This window comes from Lacinutrix sp. WUR7 (genome assembly GCF_016864015.1).
In the GTDB taxonomy this organism is placed as follows: Bacteria; Bacteroidota; Bacteroidia; order Flavobacteriales; family Flavobacteriaceae; genus Oceanihabitans.
Window position 1 is genome coordinate 2,606,647 of the sequence record NZ_CP045067.1, and the last position, 17,534, is coordinate 2,624,180.

The following is a 17,534-nucleotide window of genomic DNA, read 5'->3' on the forward strand; positions in this document are numbered from 1 at the left end:
GTTTTAAGATTCGTCTTCTTCTATAAGAACTACAAGCTGTTTCTTATATTCATTAGGAGTAATATTATATTTATTTTTAAAAATTTTAGAAAAATAACTTCTGCTCGTAAAACCAATAGAATATACTATTTGCGAAATATTTAAGTTCGTGTTATTCATTAAATCTCTAGCTTTTTCTAGTCTAACGTGTCTAATATATTCGGTTACGGTTCTTGCAAATAAAAATTTAAAACCTTCTTGTAACTTCGCTTGCGACAAGCCTGTTTTTTTAGATAATTCGTCTAAAGAATAATTGTCAGAAGGAGTTTTAACTATTTTTTTACCAAGTTTCTTTATTATTTTTAATTCCGTTTTTTGGAGATCAATTTCAAGAACATTCGCATTGTCGTATTTGTTATAAAACTCAATATGCATGGACAAAAGGTGGTACAATTCGCCTTCTGCTTTTAGTAGCCTAATCATGCCTTTCGTTTTAATATCTTGTAAAGCTTTCACGCGATCTGCCATTTTAAGACTAATAGGTCCGTAGTAAGCAAACTTTTTTTCATGCTCTTTATCCACAAAAATAGCATGTAATTTTTTGTTTAGCATGTGCGCAATATTAATCCTTTTGTTTAAAAACTGTTTGCGTACAATTTTAATGTTATTCAGTTCTAAATGTATTCCTTTAGGAAAGTAAAAATGATGCGATACATCACTGTCACAAGTGCCAATAAAGGAGTGAAACTGCTCTACAATAGTATATTCTTTCTGGTCACTAAATTTATGTTGAAAAGAACCATTTAAAGAATACGTAAAACGGATGGGATTAAAATTAGAAGGATCTACGATTACTTGTATTTCCTCAAAAAAGATAAGATGATACTCTATAAAACTTACGCCCCAATCAAAGGTCATTAATCGAATATATCCTTTGGCAGAATCATTATCCAGATCCAAACGGTATTCTCCCCATTTCTGAGTAATCTTTCCTCCAATTTGCTCTTTAAATTGCTTAATACTGTCCACAGTATTTTCAGCATTAATTTTGATAATTTTCATTTAATGACGTAGCATATAAAGCGTTTCGTTATTCTAAATATTAAAGTAAAGATATATTAAAATAATGAAAATAGATATACCTAGATTCTGTTAATGATTTCTTAAATCATTAAATGAGCTAAAATCCATAGGATGTGCGTTAATACCTCTTGTACTTTAGTGTTAATTTTGGACTATAACGAACTCGGTCTTATACTGGAGATACGTTTAGATAGTATGTGACATATATCTTAAAATAAAATGTTGCTAATCAAAAAAACATTTAGAAATGAGCAATTACACAGACAAAGTAGGAAACAGATTAAATGCTTTATTAGAGAAAAACTACGATGCCGAAAAAGGGTATAAAAAAGCAGCAGAAAACGCGAAGCATATTGGACTAAAAAACTTTTTTAATAAAAAGGCACAAGAGCGTTATGATTTTGGATATGAACTAAAAACAGAAATTAAATCTTTTGGGCAACCCACAGAAAAAGATGGTAGTCTAACCGGAAAAGCACACAGAGCTTGGATGGATGTAAAAGCTGCCTTATCTTCAGATAATGATGAATCCATGTTAGAAGAAGCCATTAGAGGAGAAAAAGCGGCCATAGCAGAATACGAAGAGGTTCTTGGTGAAGTCGGTTTGCCTTTAAATACAAAAAACATGCTTTTTAATCAGAAAAATCACATTCAGCAAGAGCTTAATACTATTAAGAGATTAGAAGATTTAAAATAAAAAAATGCTTCACCAATGCATTAAAAAAGGAAATGCTATTACGGTATTTCCTTTTTTATTTTGTTAAAGGGAATAGCGCACCTATTTTTATCAAAGGCATTAAGAACTTTGGTTTATTATTCCTTTATTTAAAATAAAAGATATGTTTTATAAATTACGAAATACAGCTAGTTTAAAACAAATAGAGCAGGAACTTAATACACCATTTGCATATCCTAAATTATATAGGCCTATACAAGTGTTAAATGGTTTTAAAGAGGTTTCCTTACCAATTATCACCATGGAAAAGCCGAAGATTATCGATTTTTCTATTTGGGGATTATTACCTACTGATTTTGAAGAAAACTGGGCGGTTTTTCAAAATATATCTAATACCTTAAATGTGGATATTCAGAATATAAATGAAAAAGATCCATTTCTTTCGGAAGCTTTAAACAAAAGACGTTGCTTAATTATTGTTACCGGATTTTATACCACCTACATAAGTAACGGGAAAATTAAATCTTTTCATGTTTTTCGTAAAAATAACCTGCCTTTTTGCTTGGCTGGAATATATAATGAATTGGCCGATGGTTTTAAAACCTGCTCTGTTCTTATAACTACAAACACAAATTCTAAAGCTAATTCTATTCCAAGCTTTTCTATAAAACAACCTTTAGTGCTTAAGAAAAAATATTTCGATTATTGGTTGGCCGAAGATAATTCGTTTTTCGATTTAAAAAGTCTTGTAAAAGATTTAGATACGTATACGTTTGAATCTGAAGTTGTAGATCAAAAAACATTAGATCTTTATGCTATTTCTAATAACCAATTTTAAGAAATACAGGAATAATTCTTAAAAGAGTTCATTTAAGATTGGATACCGTTAATCTAATTCCTAATAATGAATGACCTTTACCCTAATGCAATGAAAGACATTGTATTACTAATTTAAAACCAAAATAATATGTTACGTTACGCAATCATTTTTGTCATTTTAGCAATAATCGCCGGAATTTTTGGTTTCGGAGGGATATCTGAAGGAGCAGCAAGTATAGCAAAAATTCTATTTTATATTTTTATAGTACTCTTTGTTGTGTCCTTAATTACAGGAAGAAAGAAAATTTAATAAATACTAAAACACTAAAACAAAACACGATGAAAAAATTAATTTATTCAGTACTACTAATATTTACCATGTCTGCCGTTTTTACCAGTTGCAGAGAAGATAAAAAAGATAAAGTAGAAGACGCTGTCGAAGATGTAACAGACGACATTGGAGATGGTATTGAAGATGCAGGAGATGAAATAGAAGATGCAGTAGATTAATGCCAAGCTTTAATAGTATTGTCAGTAGTTTTTAATAATCAAAGAAAGGCAGTTTAATCCACGATTTTACTGCCTTTTTTATTTAAAATACAAGTATTATGGAATATGCAAAACATGAAATAGAATATATAAACGCATTAAAAGAAAAAGGCTATACCAGTAATTTTAGGATGATAGACGGCCTTTTGGTAGAAATAAATTCTAAGGAGAAATTAAAACCAGAACAAATCTTTATAGATCAAGAAATGCGCTTTGAAGGAATGAGTAATCCGTCAGATGCCTCTATATTATATGCTATAAAAACAGACTCTGGTTTCAAAGGAACTGTTTTGGCTAGCTATGCACCAACAGGAAATTTAGAATTAGCAGAATTTTTTAAAGAAATACCAAAATCAAATAATAATGCGAATTAATCTTCATGTGGTTTTTGAGGATGTAATGCTGCAGTATCTGGTTCCATGTGTTTTAGGAAATCGGTAGGCGTTTCTAATAGATAAAATGAATTATCAACTATTAATATAGATCCTTTAAGTACTTCCGGATTCTTATGTAAAACCTTAATCCAATCTTCATTACCTAAATGGATGCCCTTTTCGGTGTAATTTTGTGTGAAATACGGATGCTTTTGATTTACCAAACTAGACAGTGGAGTATGAAGCGCTTCAGCAATCTCTATCCATTGTGTTCCTGTTAGCTTTGTTTTAGATAAATCAATAGCTAAAACATCTTTTTTTGATGCAGTAACATAGGCTAAGGTTTGTTTCCCTAAAGAACTATTAGAACTGTAATATAATTTAATCTTATTTTTATGTTTTGATATTATTCCCATTTGTTTTTGCTTTTAGTTGTACTTGTTTCTTAAAGCGTATTTATATTTCTTCGCTGTATTCCTTTTTATAAATCCGAACCATTACCAGGAATAGGCTTAATAATAACGGGCCAAAAATTAATCCGATAAAACCAAATAAAGGCACACCAATAATAACACCAATTAAAGTGATTAAAGGATGCACATTGTCTAGTTTTTTTAGAACAAAAAGTCGAATTAAATTATCTGTAGAACCAACAATAATTAGTCCGTAGAGTAGTATTCCCCAAGCTTGAAAAGCATCTCCATTAGCGTAGGTTAATATAAACGCAGGTATTATACCTAGCATGCCGCCAACAAACGGAATCATAGAACCTATGGTTACCATGACAAACCAGAAGAACGGATTCTCTATTCCGAAAATTAAAAATCCAATAAGCGCAACAATACCTTGAGCGATAGCAACTAAAGGGATTCCTAATGCATTAGAACGTACCATAACATTAACATCTTCGCCAATAATTTTTAAATTGTCTTTATGCAGAGGAATATATGCAAACAGGCTTTCTCTTAATTTTCGTCTATTTGTTAACATGTAAAAAAGTAAGAAATACATAATGAAGATGGCAATAGCGACTTCAAAAGTACTACCTGCAATACTTTGTAGTTTTTCAGAAACGATGCTAGAGACTTGAGAGGCATCTATTTGAGAACTAATATTGTAGCCTAAAGCATTTTCAATTTTTTCAAGCTGTAATTTAATCGCATTGGTAACACGTTCTGAATTTTCGGCAGCATTACTCACTTTATTACCTAACATAAATACTATTCCTGTAACAGGTAATAAAATACATATAAACGATAAGATTAATAAAACGATAGCAGCAAGTTCTTTATTCCAACCCTTCTGTACCAGTTTTTTCATAGGCATACGTAATAAAACATAAATGGTTATGGCGCCTAAAACTCCTGAAAAATAAGGCAGTATTTCTAATAAAATAAGACTTGCTATGCTCAGTATGATAGCTAATAGGAAGAGCTGATTAATAACTTTATGGCTAATTTGCTTCATTTTAAATTGGAATTATTGGTTTTGTTTTAACTGAAATTATTATAGTTAATACACGAATGGATTTGCTACTACCAAAGGTATGCTTAAGTCACATAAAAGATTAATCGCTTTACATAACATGTTAACTGTATTGCTAAATTTTAGATTAAATCCAATCGGAAAGATTATAAATGAGCGAAATATTTAGGTCGTTTATGGAAACATCAATAATTGTTATGAATAGATAATAACTGTTGATAACTTAAACGTAAGGTTTCTATCAAAAATCCTACTTTTGTATACATAATATGATACTAAAATTATGTCTGATACAATAGAAAAAGTAAAATGCTTAATAATAGGATCTGGTCCTGCTGGTTATACAGCAGCAATTTATGCAGCCAGAGCGAATATGAAACCTGTTTTATACCAAGGAACACAACCAGGAGGACAGTTAACTACAACAAATGAAGTAGAAAACTTTCCAGGTTACCCGGAAGGAATTACAGGACCAGCAATGATGATGGAGCTGCAAGCACAAGCAGAACGTTTTGAAACAGATGTACGTGATGGTTGGGTGACTAAAGTAGATTTCTCAGGAGATGTGCATAAAGTTTGGATAAACGAAACAAAAGAGATTCACTGTGATACGGTAATTATATCTACTGGAGCTTCAGCAAAATATCTAGGATTAGATTCGGAACAAAAATATTTAAAACTTGGAGGTGGCGTTTCTGCCTGTGCCGTTTGTGATGGTTTTTTCTACAGAAATCAAGAAGTAGTAATCGTTGGAGCTGGAGATAGCGCCTGTGAAGAAGCTCATTACTTATCTAAGCTTTGTAAAAAAGTTACTATGCTTGTAAGACGTGATGAATTTAGAGCTTCTAAAATCATGGCTGCTCGTGTGGCAAACACAGAAAATATTGAAATTTTATTCAATACAGAAACGGAAGAAGTTTTAGGTGACGGACAAGTAGTTACTGGCGTGCGAGTTTTAAATAATAAAACCAATGAAACTACAGATATTCCTGCAACAGGATTTTTTGTAGCCATTGGTCACAAACCAAATACAGGCATCTTTAAAGGATTCTTAGATTTAGATGAAACCGGTTATATTATTAATGCAAAACCAGGAACATCTAAAACAAATGTAGATGGTGTTTTTGTATCTGGTGATGCAGCAGATCATGTATACAGACAAGCAATTACAGCAGCAGGAACAGGTTGTATGGCAGCTTTAGATGCAGAACGTTATTTAGCAGCTAAAGATGCTACTTTTGAGGTTAGTACTTCAAATTATAACTAGATAAAATATTAGATTTATAATCAATTACTAAAAAAGCCGAAACTTATGTTTCGGCTTTTTTTATAGTATAAAATGCTGGTTTTAGAAGTCTTTAAGAAGATGTGTTCGTGTCTGTTTCCTCTTGCTCTACGAGCGTTTTATTATACTTTTTATGTTGTATTTTTTTCTTTTCTAAAATGGCATAAAATTTTCTAGGAGATATTTTTAAATCCTTAGTGATAGCACTAACCTTTTTCTTTCCTTTTTTATACAGTTTTAAGTTTTCGTTTACTTTTTTATTGAAATAGTAATCGTTAAGCTTTTTAACCACCTGTAACTCGGTTAGGTTTGATGCTTGCGCATAGTCTTCTAATTCGGAGGTGATTTTGGATAAATTATTTTTCATAGGGAAATTTTTTTGGTGTTCGCATTTAGAAAAGGAAACCTATTGGTTTGGTTTTCTTGCTTATTTCTTACTCCTAATTTAGGAAATATAAAGAGAAACTCAAAATCCTATTGGATATGTGAGAGTAGAAGGGAAGCATTATCTCCAATATAAGATTTGCTCAGAAATAATAATTGATAAGGTTTAACTTTTAGAAATATTCGATTTTTCGTCTAAAAGCGCTAAGAATGTAACAAGAGGTACAGTGGATTTACCTTTTTTAGAAAATAAAATTTTAATAATCGAGAAATATCCCAAGCCTCCCAATTGCGTTAAATAATAACGTTTCAATAGGTGCTTATCGTCGGTTTTAAAAAGATAAAAAGTCCGCTGTTGAATTTCGAAAGTTCTTAAAGCTGTAATAGCTTCAAATGGTATTTTGTTGTTGTCAAAGTAAAGTGCCGTTGCGGTAAACTCTAATTTTTTTAAACTAATAAAAAGGATAAAGGCTAGTATGGCGATACTCCAAGTGGCATACTCCCAAAATCGGTTTAAATGGAAATAGGCTGTTATAAAATAGGCTAGTACCAATACAAACCAAGAGAGAAAATATTTTTTGAAAGCTATGTTAGAGGATATTTTTGTACGTGATTGCATGTTAATGTTTCTCCATAAAAATAAGTTTCAAGTCACTACTTAGAATCTTCTTTATGTATTATTCTTCTAAATTACTGTGAATTTTAATCTTAAATTGTCCGTTTTCTAAGATTTTGTATTCCGTTTCTTCATTAAATTTATATAGTTTACAACTAAAATTTCCTTCTATTTCAAACAAACCATCTTCTACTTCTAAGATAGATGCAATAGTAAAAGAGGCATCTGTATTGTTTCCAAATCGTGAAGAATAATCGATTTCTTGATTTTCATATTCCGCAGGAAAAAAGTCTAAAGCAACATTATTAATTATAGTATTCCCAGGAAAGGTTTCATAGTTAAAAGTGTTTAGCCCTAAAAAGCTTCTCATACTTGTCAATTCATTTTCTAAAGAAGAATCTCCTAAAGGAATTTTGGAGAAGTACATTTTTGCATGCGCCTTATTATTTAAGTTTTATTTACAATTCCTTTTTGTGCAATGTAGTAGTACCTTTAAATTTGTTGATAGTTATTTTTGGATCTCCATAAAGATTCACATCGCTAGTTCCAGAAGCTTCGAGAGTTAACTCATTTGCAACATGAATTGTAGCATCACTAGAATCTTCAATAATTAAATTACACGTGTTTATGGTTAAGTTTTTTGCTGAAAAATCGGAAGAATTAATCGTGTTAAGTATTGCGTGTTCCACGTCTCCTTCCAATTTAGCATAAGCACCTTGGTACATTTCTACTTTTAAACTATCGGTTTCAATTAAAGCTTCCGTTTTACTGTTTTCATTTAGTTCTATAATAACCTTATCGCTTTCTATATTTAGCTTAGATTTTGAACTGATACCAAAAGTCGATCTGTTATTGTTTGTAAGGGTGAATTTTTTGTTTTTAATGTTTAGAAAAGCTTTGGCATAGTCGTTAATTTTTAATTCTAACGAATCATTTTTAAGCGTATTAGCAGCACTAACTTCTGCATCATCATTTACTTCTATATAACGAAGACTTTTTGTAATGTTTACAACGATATTTAATCTTTTACTAGATTGTATTTTTGCCGAAGTACTAAAACTTAGCACACTATCTTTTACCGAAAATTGAATGATATCATGTAAGTTTTCATCGGTTTCAATTTCAACGGAAGTTGCATCACTTTGTATTAATTCTATTTCAAATTTATCACCAAAAGTAATCGCGTTAAAATCGTCTATTATAGTTTCTATGGTAGTGACATTTTTATTTCCTTTTACTTTTTCTTGAGCAAATCCTTTTACAGCAAGCATTGCAATACATAGCGTCAAGAGTCCTTTTTTAAACATTTATTTTGTAATTAATTGTTATAGATACAAATATATGCAAAAACCATCCCAAACTTGATTTTAAGTTTAGAATGGTTTTTTATGCTAAATAAATTCAGCAAAAATTGGTTGGTTTTATTGTTTACGGATACTGCCAGAGACACCATCACTTTTTTCTATAAATACAGGATCGCCATAATAAGAAATGTCTCCACCACTAGTAGCTTTGGCGTATAATTCCTTTTTTGTGTTTACTGTAATTCCTGCACCACTTGTAGCTTTTACCTTGGACGAGTTGGTTATTAAGTTTTGTGCTTCAATATCGCTTCCGCTAGTTGCATGCGCAGTTAGTGAGTTTGCAGTTCCTCTTAATACTAAATCGCTTCCGCTTGTAGATTTACAATCTAAAGTTTCTACATTAATATCTAAATCCATATCACTTCCGCTTGTGGTACTCAATTCTAAATGATTTGTAGTAATAGTATTTACCGAAAACACATCACTTCCGCTGGTAGATTTAATACTTGAAATATCTTTAAAGCTTAGTCTGATTTTTTTAGAATCTGCATTACCTATATTTTTATCGGCATAAATTTTTAAAGTACCGTTTTCTACTTCTGTCTTAATAAGTTCATGAAGATTTTGATCTGCTTCTACAGTTAATGAAATAGCTTCGCCTTGGGTTAAATAAAGGTCTAATCCGTGACTGACTTTTATTGACGTAAAAGTACCTTCAATGTTTCTATTTTCTGTAGAAACGTTTCCTGTTCCGTTAATTCCGTTGTTAAAATTAACATCAAAATTACAAGATGTAAATAACAAGCTGATAAGCAGTGTTATAATGATTTTGGCTAGTGTGGTCATAATTGTTCGTTTTTTGATTGATTAATAGTTCAAATATTATATTTTTTGTTAGTGATTAATAACTTAAATATCTGAATTGTTGTTTTTTAATGATGAATTGTTAATCGTCGTCTGAATGTATTTGAATACCATCTTCATCTATATGTACTTTTACGTCGTTAGCATTTCCTCTAACGCCATTTTCGTCAATTTTTAGATTAGAATCTTTCGTTTTAATTTCTACACCATCGTTATGGATATTAATACTTCCTTTTTCATCATTAACATTTATTTTAATTTTATAGTCGTCTTCCTCTTCGTCATCTTTCGGACAATCTAAACAAGTTGCTTCGTCATTAAGTATTTTAAAATAATGTCCAGCATCTTTATAGGTCACCAAGTTGTTGTTGGACGTATAATAATTTAAAAAAGACCTTGTATTCTTGTTTAATTTTAGAACCGTTCCTTCTGGGATATATAAGATTAATTCAATCTCTTGATCGCTAAATTTATTTTCAGCATCGGTTGTTAAATACTTATCTAGTTGTATCGTATTGTTAACTAGTGCATACTTATAAATTATGTTTTCTGCACGTTCTTTAGCGGTTTGATAACTGTTACCATCTGCATTTTTTTCTACATGTAGAGTAGCGATGGAATCTTCGGTAGATCTAATGGTTAGTCTAATGTCTGAAGAATAGATAATTTTTTCATCATTATCCCCATAGGCTAAGTAAAAAGAGTTTCCGCCTCTATGCATACTTTTATTGTAGGCATTATTGTCCATCATTTTAATATTTAAGGTGTCCTTTGCAGTGATGTTGTACTCTTCTTTTTCATTCACCGTAGCATCAAAAGCATGTTCTGTAGCTTGCGTAACACCAATGACAACTAATCCAATGATAGCCATTAACCATAAACCTAGTAACGAGAATTTTGCAATGTTACCAATCGATCTAAGGTTGTTAATTAGAATTTTTAAGCCTAAATAAAAGATAAAGAAAAACGGAATACCAATTGCGAATAAAGATAAAAGCGAAACAAGCCAAACTGGAGTTCCTGCTGCATTTGCAGTATCTACAATATCAAATCCAGGAACATTTATAGCATCAGAAATACCAACGGTAAACATACCTATTATTAATCCTATTAATGCCGAAGCACCAATGATGATAAGAATAATTCCTATAAATTTTGCTGCTACTTTTAAGAAAAACATAAAGATGTCTCCAATAGTGTCAAAGAACGATGTGGATGTTGATTTTAAGGAGTTACTTTTTTTTTTAAAGTCTATATTTTTTGCAGCATCACTAACCGAGTCGGAAACGTTTTTTGCAACGTCGGAAACCGTAGAAATACCATCCTTAATTTTCTTTTCAATATTACTAATGTTAACAGGCTCGCCTTTCATCATTAGTTTATCACTGGTGGTTTTTGCTTCCGGAACTAAAATCCATAATAATATGTATAATAAAACTCCTGTTCCTGCACCAAAGATTAATAGAATCCATATTAAACGAATCCAAATAGCGTCGATACCAAAATAATGTGATAATCCAGCCGAAACACCACCAACATATGAGTTGTCTGTATCTCTAAAAAGCTTTCTAGAAGCAGTTCTGTTACTAGAGTGTTGCTTAGGTTCGTCTTCAAATATTTCATCGTCTACAATGTAATCCTCTGGTTGTCCCATAATGGTAATTACATCGTCTACTTCTTTTACACCAATAACTTGCTTGTCGTGTTTAACACGCTCGTTAAAAAGTTCTGCAATTCTTGCTTCAATGTCCGAAATGATTTCCGAACGACCTTGAGAGTCTGTAAACGAACGTTTAATAGCCTCCAGATAGCGCTGTAATTTTGTATATGCATCTTCATCTATATGAAAAAATATACCTGCTAAATTTATGTTGACTGTTTTATTCATTTTTCGTTGGTTTTTTGTCTTGTTACTATATTCACTGCGTTTTGTAATTCGTTCCAAGTAGTGGTTAATTCTTTAAGAAAAAGTTTTCCTGTTTCTGTTAAACCATAATATTTTCTTGGAGGTCCTGAGGTGGATTCTTCCCATCTGTAATTAAGAAGTCCAGCGTTTTTTAATCTAGTAAGTAAAGGGTAAATAGTTCCTTCTACTACTAGCAATTTAGCGTCTTTTAATGTTCCAAGAATTTCTGCAACATAGGCATCATTGTCTTTTAAGACAGATAATATGCAGTATTCTAAAACACCTTTTCGCATTTGTGCTTTTGTGTTTTCTATCTTCATAGTTTTCTTTTGATTTTGTTATAACTGTTCATTTTTTGATGGATGAGATTGATGATTAGTAATAGGACGAGTGATTAGTTCGTGTAATTTATTTTAAAAAATTGATGGTTAATGGGTAATTAAACAATTGGCCATCTCTTGCTGTTAAACTTGCTTTGATTATAAAAACAAGTTCTAATAAGAAAGCTATAATTGCTAATCCTGCAAAAGCGCCTCCTATATATAATAAGGGAGAAGGCTTGTCTAGGTTGATGCTAATATTTTCAAAAACATTAATATCTATAAAGTCGATTTGTTTAAAAATATTAAAGATGAAAAACGGAACCGTTAGCAATCCTATTACAATACTATATAGTAAAATGCTAATCTGAAAATTAATTGCTTGCTTACCATGTGCATCTATAAATTCGGATTTATCCTTATTTGCAACCCAAAGTATTATCGGACCAATAAAATTTCCTAAGGGAATAATAAACCTAGAAAAGGTAGATAAATGAATAAAAGTTGCAATGTTTTTTTGATGGTTATTTTCCATGATTAAAAAGTATATAATAGTTTCTTATACAAATATATGTCTTTAAAAAGGTATTATGTTACGCATAGTACTAAAAATTAACAAAAAATTAACAAATTGATTTGTCAATTTTTTTCGATATTTTTGAAGAAATTAAGATACAAAATGAAGCTAACACCAGGAAAGATAAATACTTTCAATCTACTTAAACTACCTTCTGTTTTTTTTACAGGAATTCGCGTAAAAGCTATTGATGATACTTCTTGTACCGTATCTGTTAAGCATAGATGGATAAACCAAAACCCTTTTAAATCTATGTTTTGGGCGGTACAAGGGATGGCTGCCGAATTAACCACAGGAGCTTTAATGCTAATGAAAATTAAAGAAAGTGGAAAAAATATTTCGATGCTTGTCGCTAATAACAATGCTACTTTTACTAAAAAGGCAACCGGAAGGATAACCTTTATATGTACCGACGGGAATAAAATAGATGCTGCCATGAAAAAAGCTATAGAAACAGGAGAAGGACAAACTATCTGGATGCAATCAATAGGTACTAATGCCGATGGCGTTGAAGTTTCTGTATTTAATTTTGAGTGGTCTATTAAAGTGAAGAGTAAAAAATAATCTGTAACAAATCATAAAAGAAACCAACCTATACCCATAGCAATCAAAAAAAAATAATATTATGACAGCACATGAAATAGATTATCGTATTTATGGAGAAGAAATGCAATACGTAGAAATTGAGTTAGATCCTCAAGAAGGCGTTGTTGCAGAATCTGGAAGTTTTATGATGATGGATGATGGTATTAAAATGGAAACCATTTTTGGTGATGGCTCGAAAAAAGATACCGGATTTCTTGGTAAGATTTTAGGCGCAGGGAAACGTATCCTTACAGGAGAAAGTATGTTTATGACTGCCTTTTATAATGATTTAACTGGTAAGCGTAATGTGAGTTTTGCATCTCCGTATCCAGGAAAAATTATCCCTATCGATTTAACCGAGTTTGGTGGGAAATTTATTTGCCAAAAAGATGCCTTTTTATGTGCAGCTAAAGGTGTAAGTATAGGAGTAGAGTTTTCTAAAAAACTTGGAAGAGGATTATTTGGTGGCGAAGGTTTTATCATGCAAAAATTAGAAGGTGATGGTATGGCATTTGTTCATGCTGGAGGTACCATGGCTAGAAAAGAACTAAAATCGGGAGAAACATTACGTGTTGATACTGGTTGTATTGTTGGTTTTGACCAAACCGTAAATTATGACATTGAGTTTGTTGGTGGTATAAAAAATACAGTCTTTGGTGGTGAAGGATTATTCTTTGCAAAGCTAGAAGGACCAGGAACTGTTTTTGTACAATCCTTACCTTTTAGCAGATTAGCAGGTAGAGTATTAGCTAGTGCACCAAGAACTGGAGGAAATAGTAAAGGAGAAGGTAGTATTCTTGGAGGAATTGGCGATTTACTAGATGGGGATAATAGGTTTTAGTTAATATCTTTTCTGTGTTAAAGTTTTGTTTAAATGGAATACCAATGCAGTTTTTTTACTATATTTAATCAAAATAACAAACCAACAGCCTATAAAACATTTCTACTTTTTATTTACAACTAAACTAAATTAAATTATGGCAAGAGCAATGTTCGAGTACACCAAAACTGTACTTAATAAAGTAAGTTTTGATGCTACGTTGTTTTGCAGAGAAGTGCAAAAAGCTATCAGTAGATTGTTACCTTATGAAATTGAGGAACTAAAAATATTTATAGAGTCACTTGTACAGCAAAATCCCGAGCTAAATCAATGTTTAATCTATTTAAAAGAATAAAAGAAAGCGACTATTAGTCGCTTTTTTTTATTTTTAATAGCAAGTTTTTTTTATAATTCTAATCTAAAGAAATACATTTGCTAAAATTTTTTAAGCTGAAAAAAGTATTTATATACATATTATTACTAGCATTTGCTTTTAAGCCAATGTATTATGTAAGTCAAGTACTTTACTATGAGCTTAATATTGATTATATTGTAGATACCTATTGCGTTAATAAAGATAAACCAGAACTACAATGTAATGGTAAGTGTCATTTGGCAAAACAACTACAACCGGTTTCTAATGACAACAATAGTAATGATGCTATTTCTAGTTTAGTAGAGGCTTTTACATTTGTTTATTATAACGAATATCCTTCCATAATATTTCATACTGTTTTCTTTTTAGAGAATAGAGAAAAATCTTTTTTCCATAATAAAAACTATGCCTATTCTTTTGCGCATACTCATTTCAAACCTCCAATTGTATAATTTTATTTTTTAGAATTAGACTTTTATAGTCTTTATCCAATGAACTTTTAAATAGTATTTAAGCGCGTTTCTCTGTATCTGAAACCTTGCTGTAATTTGTAGTGGTTTACTATGAATACTATTTATGTTCTTTTGGAGCAAATCAACAATTCACAAAATTAAAATAATACAAAATGAAATTATTAAAATATACATTTACGTTATTAGCATGCGCAGCAATTACTTCTTGTACCTCAGATGATGATAACAACAATTCAGAAGACTTAACAGGACAAACAGGCGAAGTAACTCTAAAGTTTGACAATGGGGTAGGAGATCAAGACTTTATCTTCGGAACAACCTATAACAAATCAAACAACGAATCTTTTCAACTAGAAAATGTAAAATACATTATTAGTAATGTACAATTTACAGATAGCAATGGAAATACTTTTATGTATCCTACTGAAGATAATGTGTTTATAGTAGATGAAGCCGATGGAAATAATGCAGGTGAAATCTATGTTACTTTAGACGATGTAGATGCTGCAGATTATGTTTCTGTAACCTTTGGTGTTGGTATAGACCAAGATCGTTTTGCGCTAGGTGCAGACGGACAAGGAGATTTTTTAGACGAAGCATCCGACGAAGGAATGATGTGGAGCTGGGCTTCCGGTTATAAATTTATTAAATTAGATGGTACATTCTCTACAAGTACACTTGCAGATGAGCCATTAAACGTACACATGGGAAGTGTAGGTACTGCATTAGATAATTACCGCGAAGTAACTTTAGCTTTTCCAAATACCGTGTTAGTAAGAGATGATGCTTCACCAGAAGTACATATTAAAGCAGATATCGCTAAAGTATTTGATGGAGCTACATCTGTAAACTTTGCAGATGGTTATGATCAAGTACATACCGATGCTAATGAAACGCCTATTATAGCAGATAACATAAATACGATGTTTTCTGTACACCACGTACACAACGATTAATTAGTAATTAGAAATCAAGGGAAGCAATGTGGTTTTCCTTGATTTTACTAAACACATAAAACATGAAAAGAGTACCTCTTTTTTTATTCGTGTGCTTTGTTGTTTTGTCGTGTAATAAAGACTCAGAAACACAAAGTGAAGGATACGTAGCAATTCCGCTACAAGTAGAGCTCCCAGAAAATTTTCCAGAAATGGCTTATAATTTGGATAATAATCCGGTTACAGAAGCTGGTTTCGAACTTGGTAAAGATTTGTTTTACGAAGGGAAACTGTCTTCCAACGGTGCAATTGCATGTGCTTTTTGTCATGAACAAGCTTTTGCGTTTACACATCACGGACATAATTTAAGTCATGGTGTAAATGGAGGAATAGGTTTTAGAAACGCACAACCCATGCAAAATTTAGCATTTCAAACTTCTTTTATGTGGAATGGATCTGCCACACATCTAGATTTACAACCTATTATTCCTATTACTAGTGAAATAGAAATGGGCGAAACTTTGAGTAATATTATTGAAAAGTTAAGCGCAGATAGTGAATATCAAAAAAAGTTTACTAAAGCTTTTGAAGATGGCGAAGTTAGTACCGAAAACATGCTGAAAGCACTATCCCAATTCATGGTAATGATGGTTTCTTCCAATTCTAAATACGATAAGTATGTTAGACAAGAAGACAATGTCGTTTTATCAACAATAGAATTGGATGGCTTAAATACTTTTCAACAAAAATGTACTTCTTGCCATGCCACAGATTTGTTTACCGATCAAACTTTTAGAAATAATGGCTTGCCTGTAAATCCTTTATTGAATGATACCGGACGCTATGAAATACTTGAAGATCCTAACGATTTATACAAATTTAAAGTACCAAGTCTCAGAAACGTTGAGGTTTCCGGACCTTATATGCATGATGGCCGATTTGCAACTTTAGAAGTGGTTTTAGATTTTTATGATGCTGGTGCTGTAGATAATAGCAATGTGGATCCATTACTTTTAAGAGAAGATAATACCTATGGAATCACGCTTAACGATTACGAAAAAGAAAGTTTAATCGCTTTCTTGAAAACATTAACAGATAACGAATTTTTAGAAGATGAACGTTTTGCAGAATATTAAAACAGGAATAATACTACTTGCACTAGTACTTTTACATACCAATTTGGTACAAGCACATACTATAAAAAAAGTATGCACGCATGACGAACCATTTAAAGTGTATTGTGATTTATGTGGATGCGCTACAAGTAGCGGAAGCTTTGGTTTTGGTACCTTAAGCAATGCCAATTTTGTTGGTGTACGATACATATACCAAAATTTTGAGTCTAGAAATGGTATTTTCGAAAACTCCCCAACCAGTAAAGAAAGCTTTAATACCTACCAATTGTGGGCGCAAATACCAATTAATAAATCCTTTTATGTTAGTGCTAATTTGCCATATCAAGATTTAACTAGAAACTTTAATAATGTGAAGGAAAACATTAATGGTTTAGGAGATGCAAGCGTTATTGGTTGGTTTAAATTACCATTTTATAAAAAACAGAATACCGATAAAGTCGATTTTAATATCGAACGTGAAGCTTCGGGGCATTCTTTACAATTTGGTTTGGGTATAAAATTACCAACCGGTAAGTTTGAAGAAAGCTTGGCAGATAATATAAATCCAGGTTTTCAAGTCGGTACTGGAAGTGTAGATGGTATTTTCTCTTTAGGTTATAATTATGGTGGAGACAAATATGGTGTAAACACCCTTTTTAGCTATTACTTAAAAGGCGAAAATAAAAACGATTACCAATTTGGGAACCAGTTTAGTTATGCAACTAATCTATATCGCGCATTTGCAACAGAAAAAATGAATATCATGCCATTTGTTGGTGTTTCTGGAGATGTCTATAAAAAGATTACCCAGTATGGCGAAACTTTAGAAGACACCGACGGAAACATTTTAAATGCTTCTATTGGATCGGAATTAGCCATTGATAAATTTATTTTTGGTGCCAGTTATACATTACCAATTAGCCAAAGTTTATTTGGTGATAATGTAGAATCTAAACAGCGTTTGTCTGTTTATGTGAATTTTGCTTTGTAGGGTTTCTACTGAATTTTA

24 protein-coding genes are annotated in these 17,534 nt (G+C 31.5%); 13 read left to right on the forward strand and 11 right to left on the reverse strand.

The window, feature by feature from the left end:
- Nucleotides 1–3: 3 nt before the first annotated feature.
- Nucleotides 4–1,041 (reverse strand): AraC family transcriptional regulator, encoded by a 1,038-nt coding sequence (locus FG167_RS11340; RefSeq protein WP_203458367.1) that lies wholly within the window; start codon nt 1,039–1,041, stop codon nt 4–6.
- Nucleotides 1,042–1,309: 268 nt separating this feature from the next.
- Here FG167_RS11340 and FG167_RS11345 point away from each other — a divergent pair, with 268 nt between their 5' ends.
- The 5 genes from FG167_RS11345 (at nt 1,310) to FG167_RS11365 (ending at nt 3,480) form a co-directional block, all read left to right on the forward strand.
- On the forward strand, nt 1,310–1,759 hold the full coding sequence (locus FG167_RS11345) for a PA2169 family four-helix-bundle protein (protein ID WP_203458368.1): 450 nt from the start codon (nt 1,310–1,312) through the stop codon (nt 1,757–1,759).
- 142 nt (nt 1,760–1,901) lie between these two features.
- Nucleotides 1,902–2,576, forward strand: a complete 675-nt coding sequence (locus tag FG167_RS11350; protein ID WP_203458369.1) for an SOS response-associated peptidase family protein — start codon at nt 1,902–1,904, stop codon at nt 2,574–2,576.
- A gap of 129 nt (nt 2,577–2,705) precedes the next feature.
- Entirely contained in the window at nt 2,706–2,867 is a 162-nt protein-coding gene (locus FG167_RS11355) for a DUF1328 domain-containing protein (protein ID WP_203458370.1), read from the forward strand.
- A 29-nt stretch (nt 2,868–2,896) separates the two neighbouring features.
- Complete coding sequence (locus tag FG167_RS11360; protein ID WP_203458371.1) at nt 2,897–3,067, forward strand: hypothetical protein; 171 nt, start codon at nt 2,897–2,899, stop codon at nt 3,065–3,067.
- Between the two features lie 98 nt (nt 3,068–3,165).
- Nucleotides 3,166–3,480 (forward strand): hypothetical protein, encoded by a 315-nt coding sequence (locus FG167_RS11365; protein ID WP_203458372.1) that lies wholly within the window; start codon nt 3,166–3,168, stop codon nt 3,478–3,480.
- Here the strand turns inward: FG167_RS11365 and FG167_RS11370 are convergent.
- Nucleotides 3,477–3,896: an arsenate reductase family protein gene (locus tag FG167_RS11370; RefSeq protein WP_203458373.1), complete on the reverse strand. Its 420-nt coding sequence runs from the start codon at nt 3,894–3,896 to the stop codon at nt 3,477–3,479. The genes FG167_RS11365 and FG167_RS11370 overlap by 4 nt on opposite strands.
- 40 nt (nt 3,897–3,936) lie before the next feature.
- Nucleotides 3,937–4,947, reverse strand: a complete 1,011-nt coding sequence (locus FG167_RS11375; protein ID WP_203458374.1) for an AI-2E family transporter — start codon at nt 4,945–4,947, stop codon at nt 3,937–3,939.
- Nucleotides 4,948–5,248: 301 nt separating this feature from the next.
- On the opposite strand from FG167_RS11375, the gene trxB reads away from it, so the two are divergent.
- Entirely contained in the window at nt 5,249–6,232 is a 984-nt protein-coding gene (gene trxB / locus FG167_RS11380) for a thioredoxin-disulfide reductase (protein ID WP_203458375.1), read from the forward strand.
- Nucleotides 6,233–6,323: 91 nt separating this feature from the next.
- On the opposite strand, the gene FG167_RS11385 is transcribed toward trxB, so the two are convergent.
- The 8 genes from FG167_RS11385 to FG167_RS11420 all read right to left on the reverse strand — a co-directional run bounded on the left by FG167_RS11385 (nt 6,324) and on the right by FG167_RS11420 (nt 12,179).
- Nucleotides 6,324–6,617 carry a hypothetical protein gene (locus FG167_RS11385; protein WP_203458376.1) on the reverse strand — a complete coding sequence of 98 codons (294 nt, stop codon included), beginning with the start codon at nt 6,615–6,617 and terminating at the stop codon, nt 6,324–6,326.
- 183 nt (nt 6,618–6,800) lie between these two features.
- The gene (locus FG167_RS11390) at nt 6,801–7,253 is read right to left on the reverse strand and encodes a hypothetical protein (RefSeq protein WP_203458377.1); all 453 of its coding nucleotides are present in this window, start codon (nt 7,251–7,253) and stop codon (nt 6,801–6,803) included.
- 58 nt (nt 7,254–7,311) lie between these two features.
- On the reverse strand, nt 7,312–7,677 hold the full coding sequence (locus tag FG167_RS11395; RefSeq protein ID WP_203458378.1) for a hypothetical protein: 366 nt from the start codon (nt 7,675–7,677) through the stop codon (nt 7,312–7,314).
- Between the two features lie 31 nt (nt 7,678–7,708).
- Nucleotides 7,709–8,557: a GIN domain-containing protein gene (locus FG167_RS11400; protein WP_203458379.1), complete on the reverse strand. Its 849-nt coding sequence runs from the start codon at nt 8,555–8,557 to the stop codon at nt 7,709–7,711.
- Nucleotides 8,558–8,671: 114 nt separating this feature from the next.
- Nucleotides 8,672–9,400 carry a head GIN domain-containing protein gene (locus FG167_RS11405; RefSeq protein ID WP_203458380.1) on the reverse strand — a complete coding sequence of 243 codons (729 nt, stop codon included), beginning with the start codon at nt 9,398–9,400 and terminating at the stop codon, nt 8,672–8,674.
- 100 nt (nt 9,401–9,500) lie between these two features.
- On the reverse strand, nt 9,501–11,306 hold the full coding sequence (locus tag FG167_RS11410) for a PspC domain-containing protein (RefSeq protein WP_203458381.1): 1,806 nt from the start codon (nt 11,304–11,306) through the stop codon (nt 9,501–9,503).
- Nucleotides 11,303–11,644: a PadR family transcriptional regulator gene (locus tag FG167_RS11415; protein ID WP_203458382.1), complete on the reverse strand. Its 342-nt coding sequence runs from the start codon at nt 11,642–11,644 to the stop codon at nt 11,303–11,305. The genes FG167_RS11410 and FG167_RS11415 overlap by 4 nt, the downstream gene beginning before the upstream one ends.
- Nucleotides 11,645–11,732: 88 nt before the next feature.
- Entirely contained in the window at nt 11,733–12,179 is a 447-nt protein-coding gene (locus FG167_RS11420; RefSeq protein ID WP_203458383.1) for a DUF4870 domain-containing protein, read from the reverse strand.
- A 144-nt stretch (nt 12,180–12,323) separates the two neighbouring features.
- Between FG167_RS11420 and FG167_RS11425 the strand changes: the two genes are divergently transcribed.
- From FG167_RS11425 to FG167_RS11450, 7 genes are all read left to right on the forward strand, one after another.
- The gene (locus FG167_RS11425) at nt 12,324–12,785 is read left to right on the forward strand and encodes a DUF4442 domain-containing protein (RefSeq protein ID WP_203458384.1); all 462 of its coding nucleotides are present in this window, start codon (nt 12,324–12,326) and stop codon (nt 12,783–12,785) included.
- Between the two features lie 61 nt (nt 12,786–12,846).
- Entirely contained in the window at nt 12,847–13,647 is an 801-nt protein-coding gene (locus tag FG167_RS11430; protein ID WP_203458385.1) for a TIGR00266 family protein, read from the forward strand.
- Nucleotides 13,648–13,783: 136 nt separating this feature from the next.
- Nucleotides 13,784–13,981, forward strand: a complete 198-nt coding sequence (locus FG167_RS17430; RefSeq protein ID WP_239004376.1) for a hypothetical protein — start codon at nt 13,784–13,786, stop codon at nt 13,979–13,981.
- A gap of 77 nt (nt 13,982–14,058) precedes the next feature.
- A complete protein-coding gene (locus FG167_RS11435) occupies nt 14,059–14,454 on the forward strand; it encodes a hypothetical protein (RefSeq protein WP_203458386.1) in 396 nt (131 codons plus the stop codon).
- Nucleotides 14,455–14,627: 173 nt separating this feature from the next.
- Nucleotides 14,628–15,431, forward strand: a complete 804-nt coding sequence (locus FG167_RS11440) for an MbnP family protein (RefSeq protein WP_203458387.1) — start codon at nt 14,628–14,630, stop codon at nt 15,429–15,431.
- Between the two features lie 62 nt (nt 15,432–15,493).
- Nucleotides 15,494–16,546, forward strand: a complete 1,053-nt coding sequence (locus FG167_RS11445; RefSeq protein ID WP_203458388.1) for a cytochrome-c peroxidase — start codon at nt 15,494–15,496, stop codon at nt 16,544–16,546.
- Entirely contained in the window at nt 16,524–17,516 is a 993-nt protein-coding gene (locus tag FG167_RS11450; protein WP_203458389.1) for a hypothetical protein, read from the forward strand. The genes FG167_RS11445 and FG167_RS11450 overlap by 23 nt, the downstream gene beginning before the upstream one ends.
- The last annotated feature ends 18 nt before the right edge of the window (nt 17,517–17,534 follow it).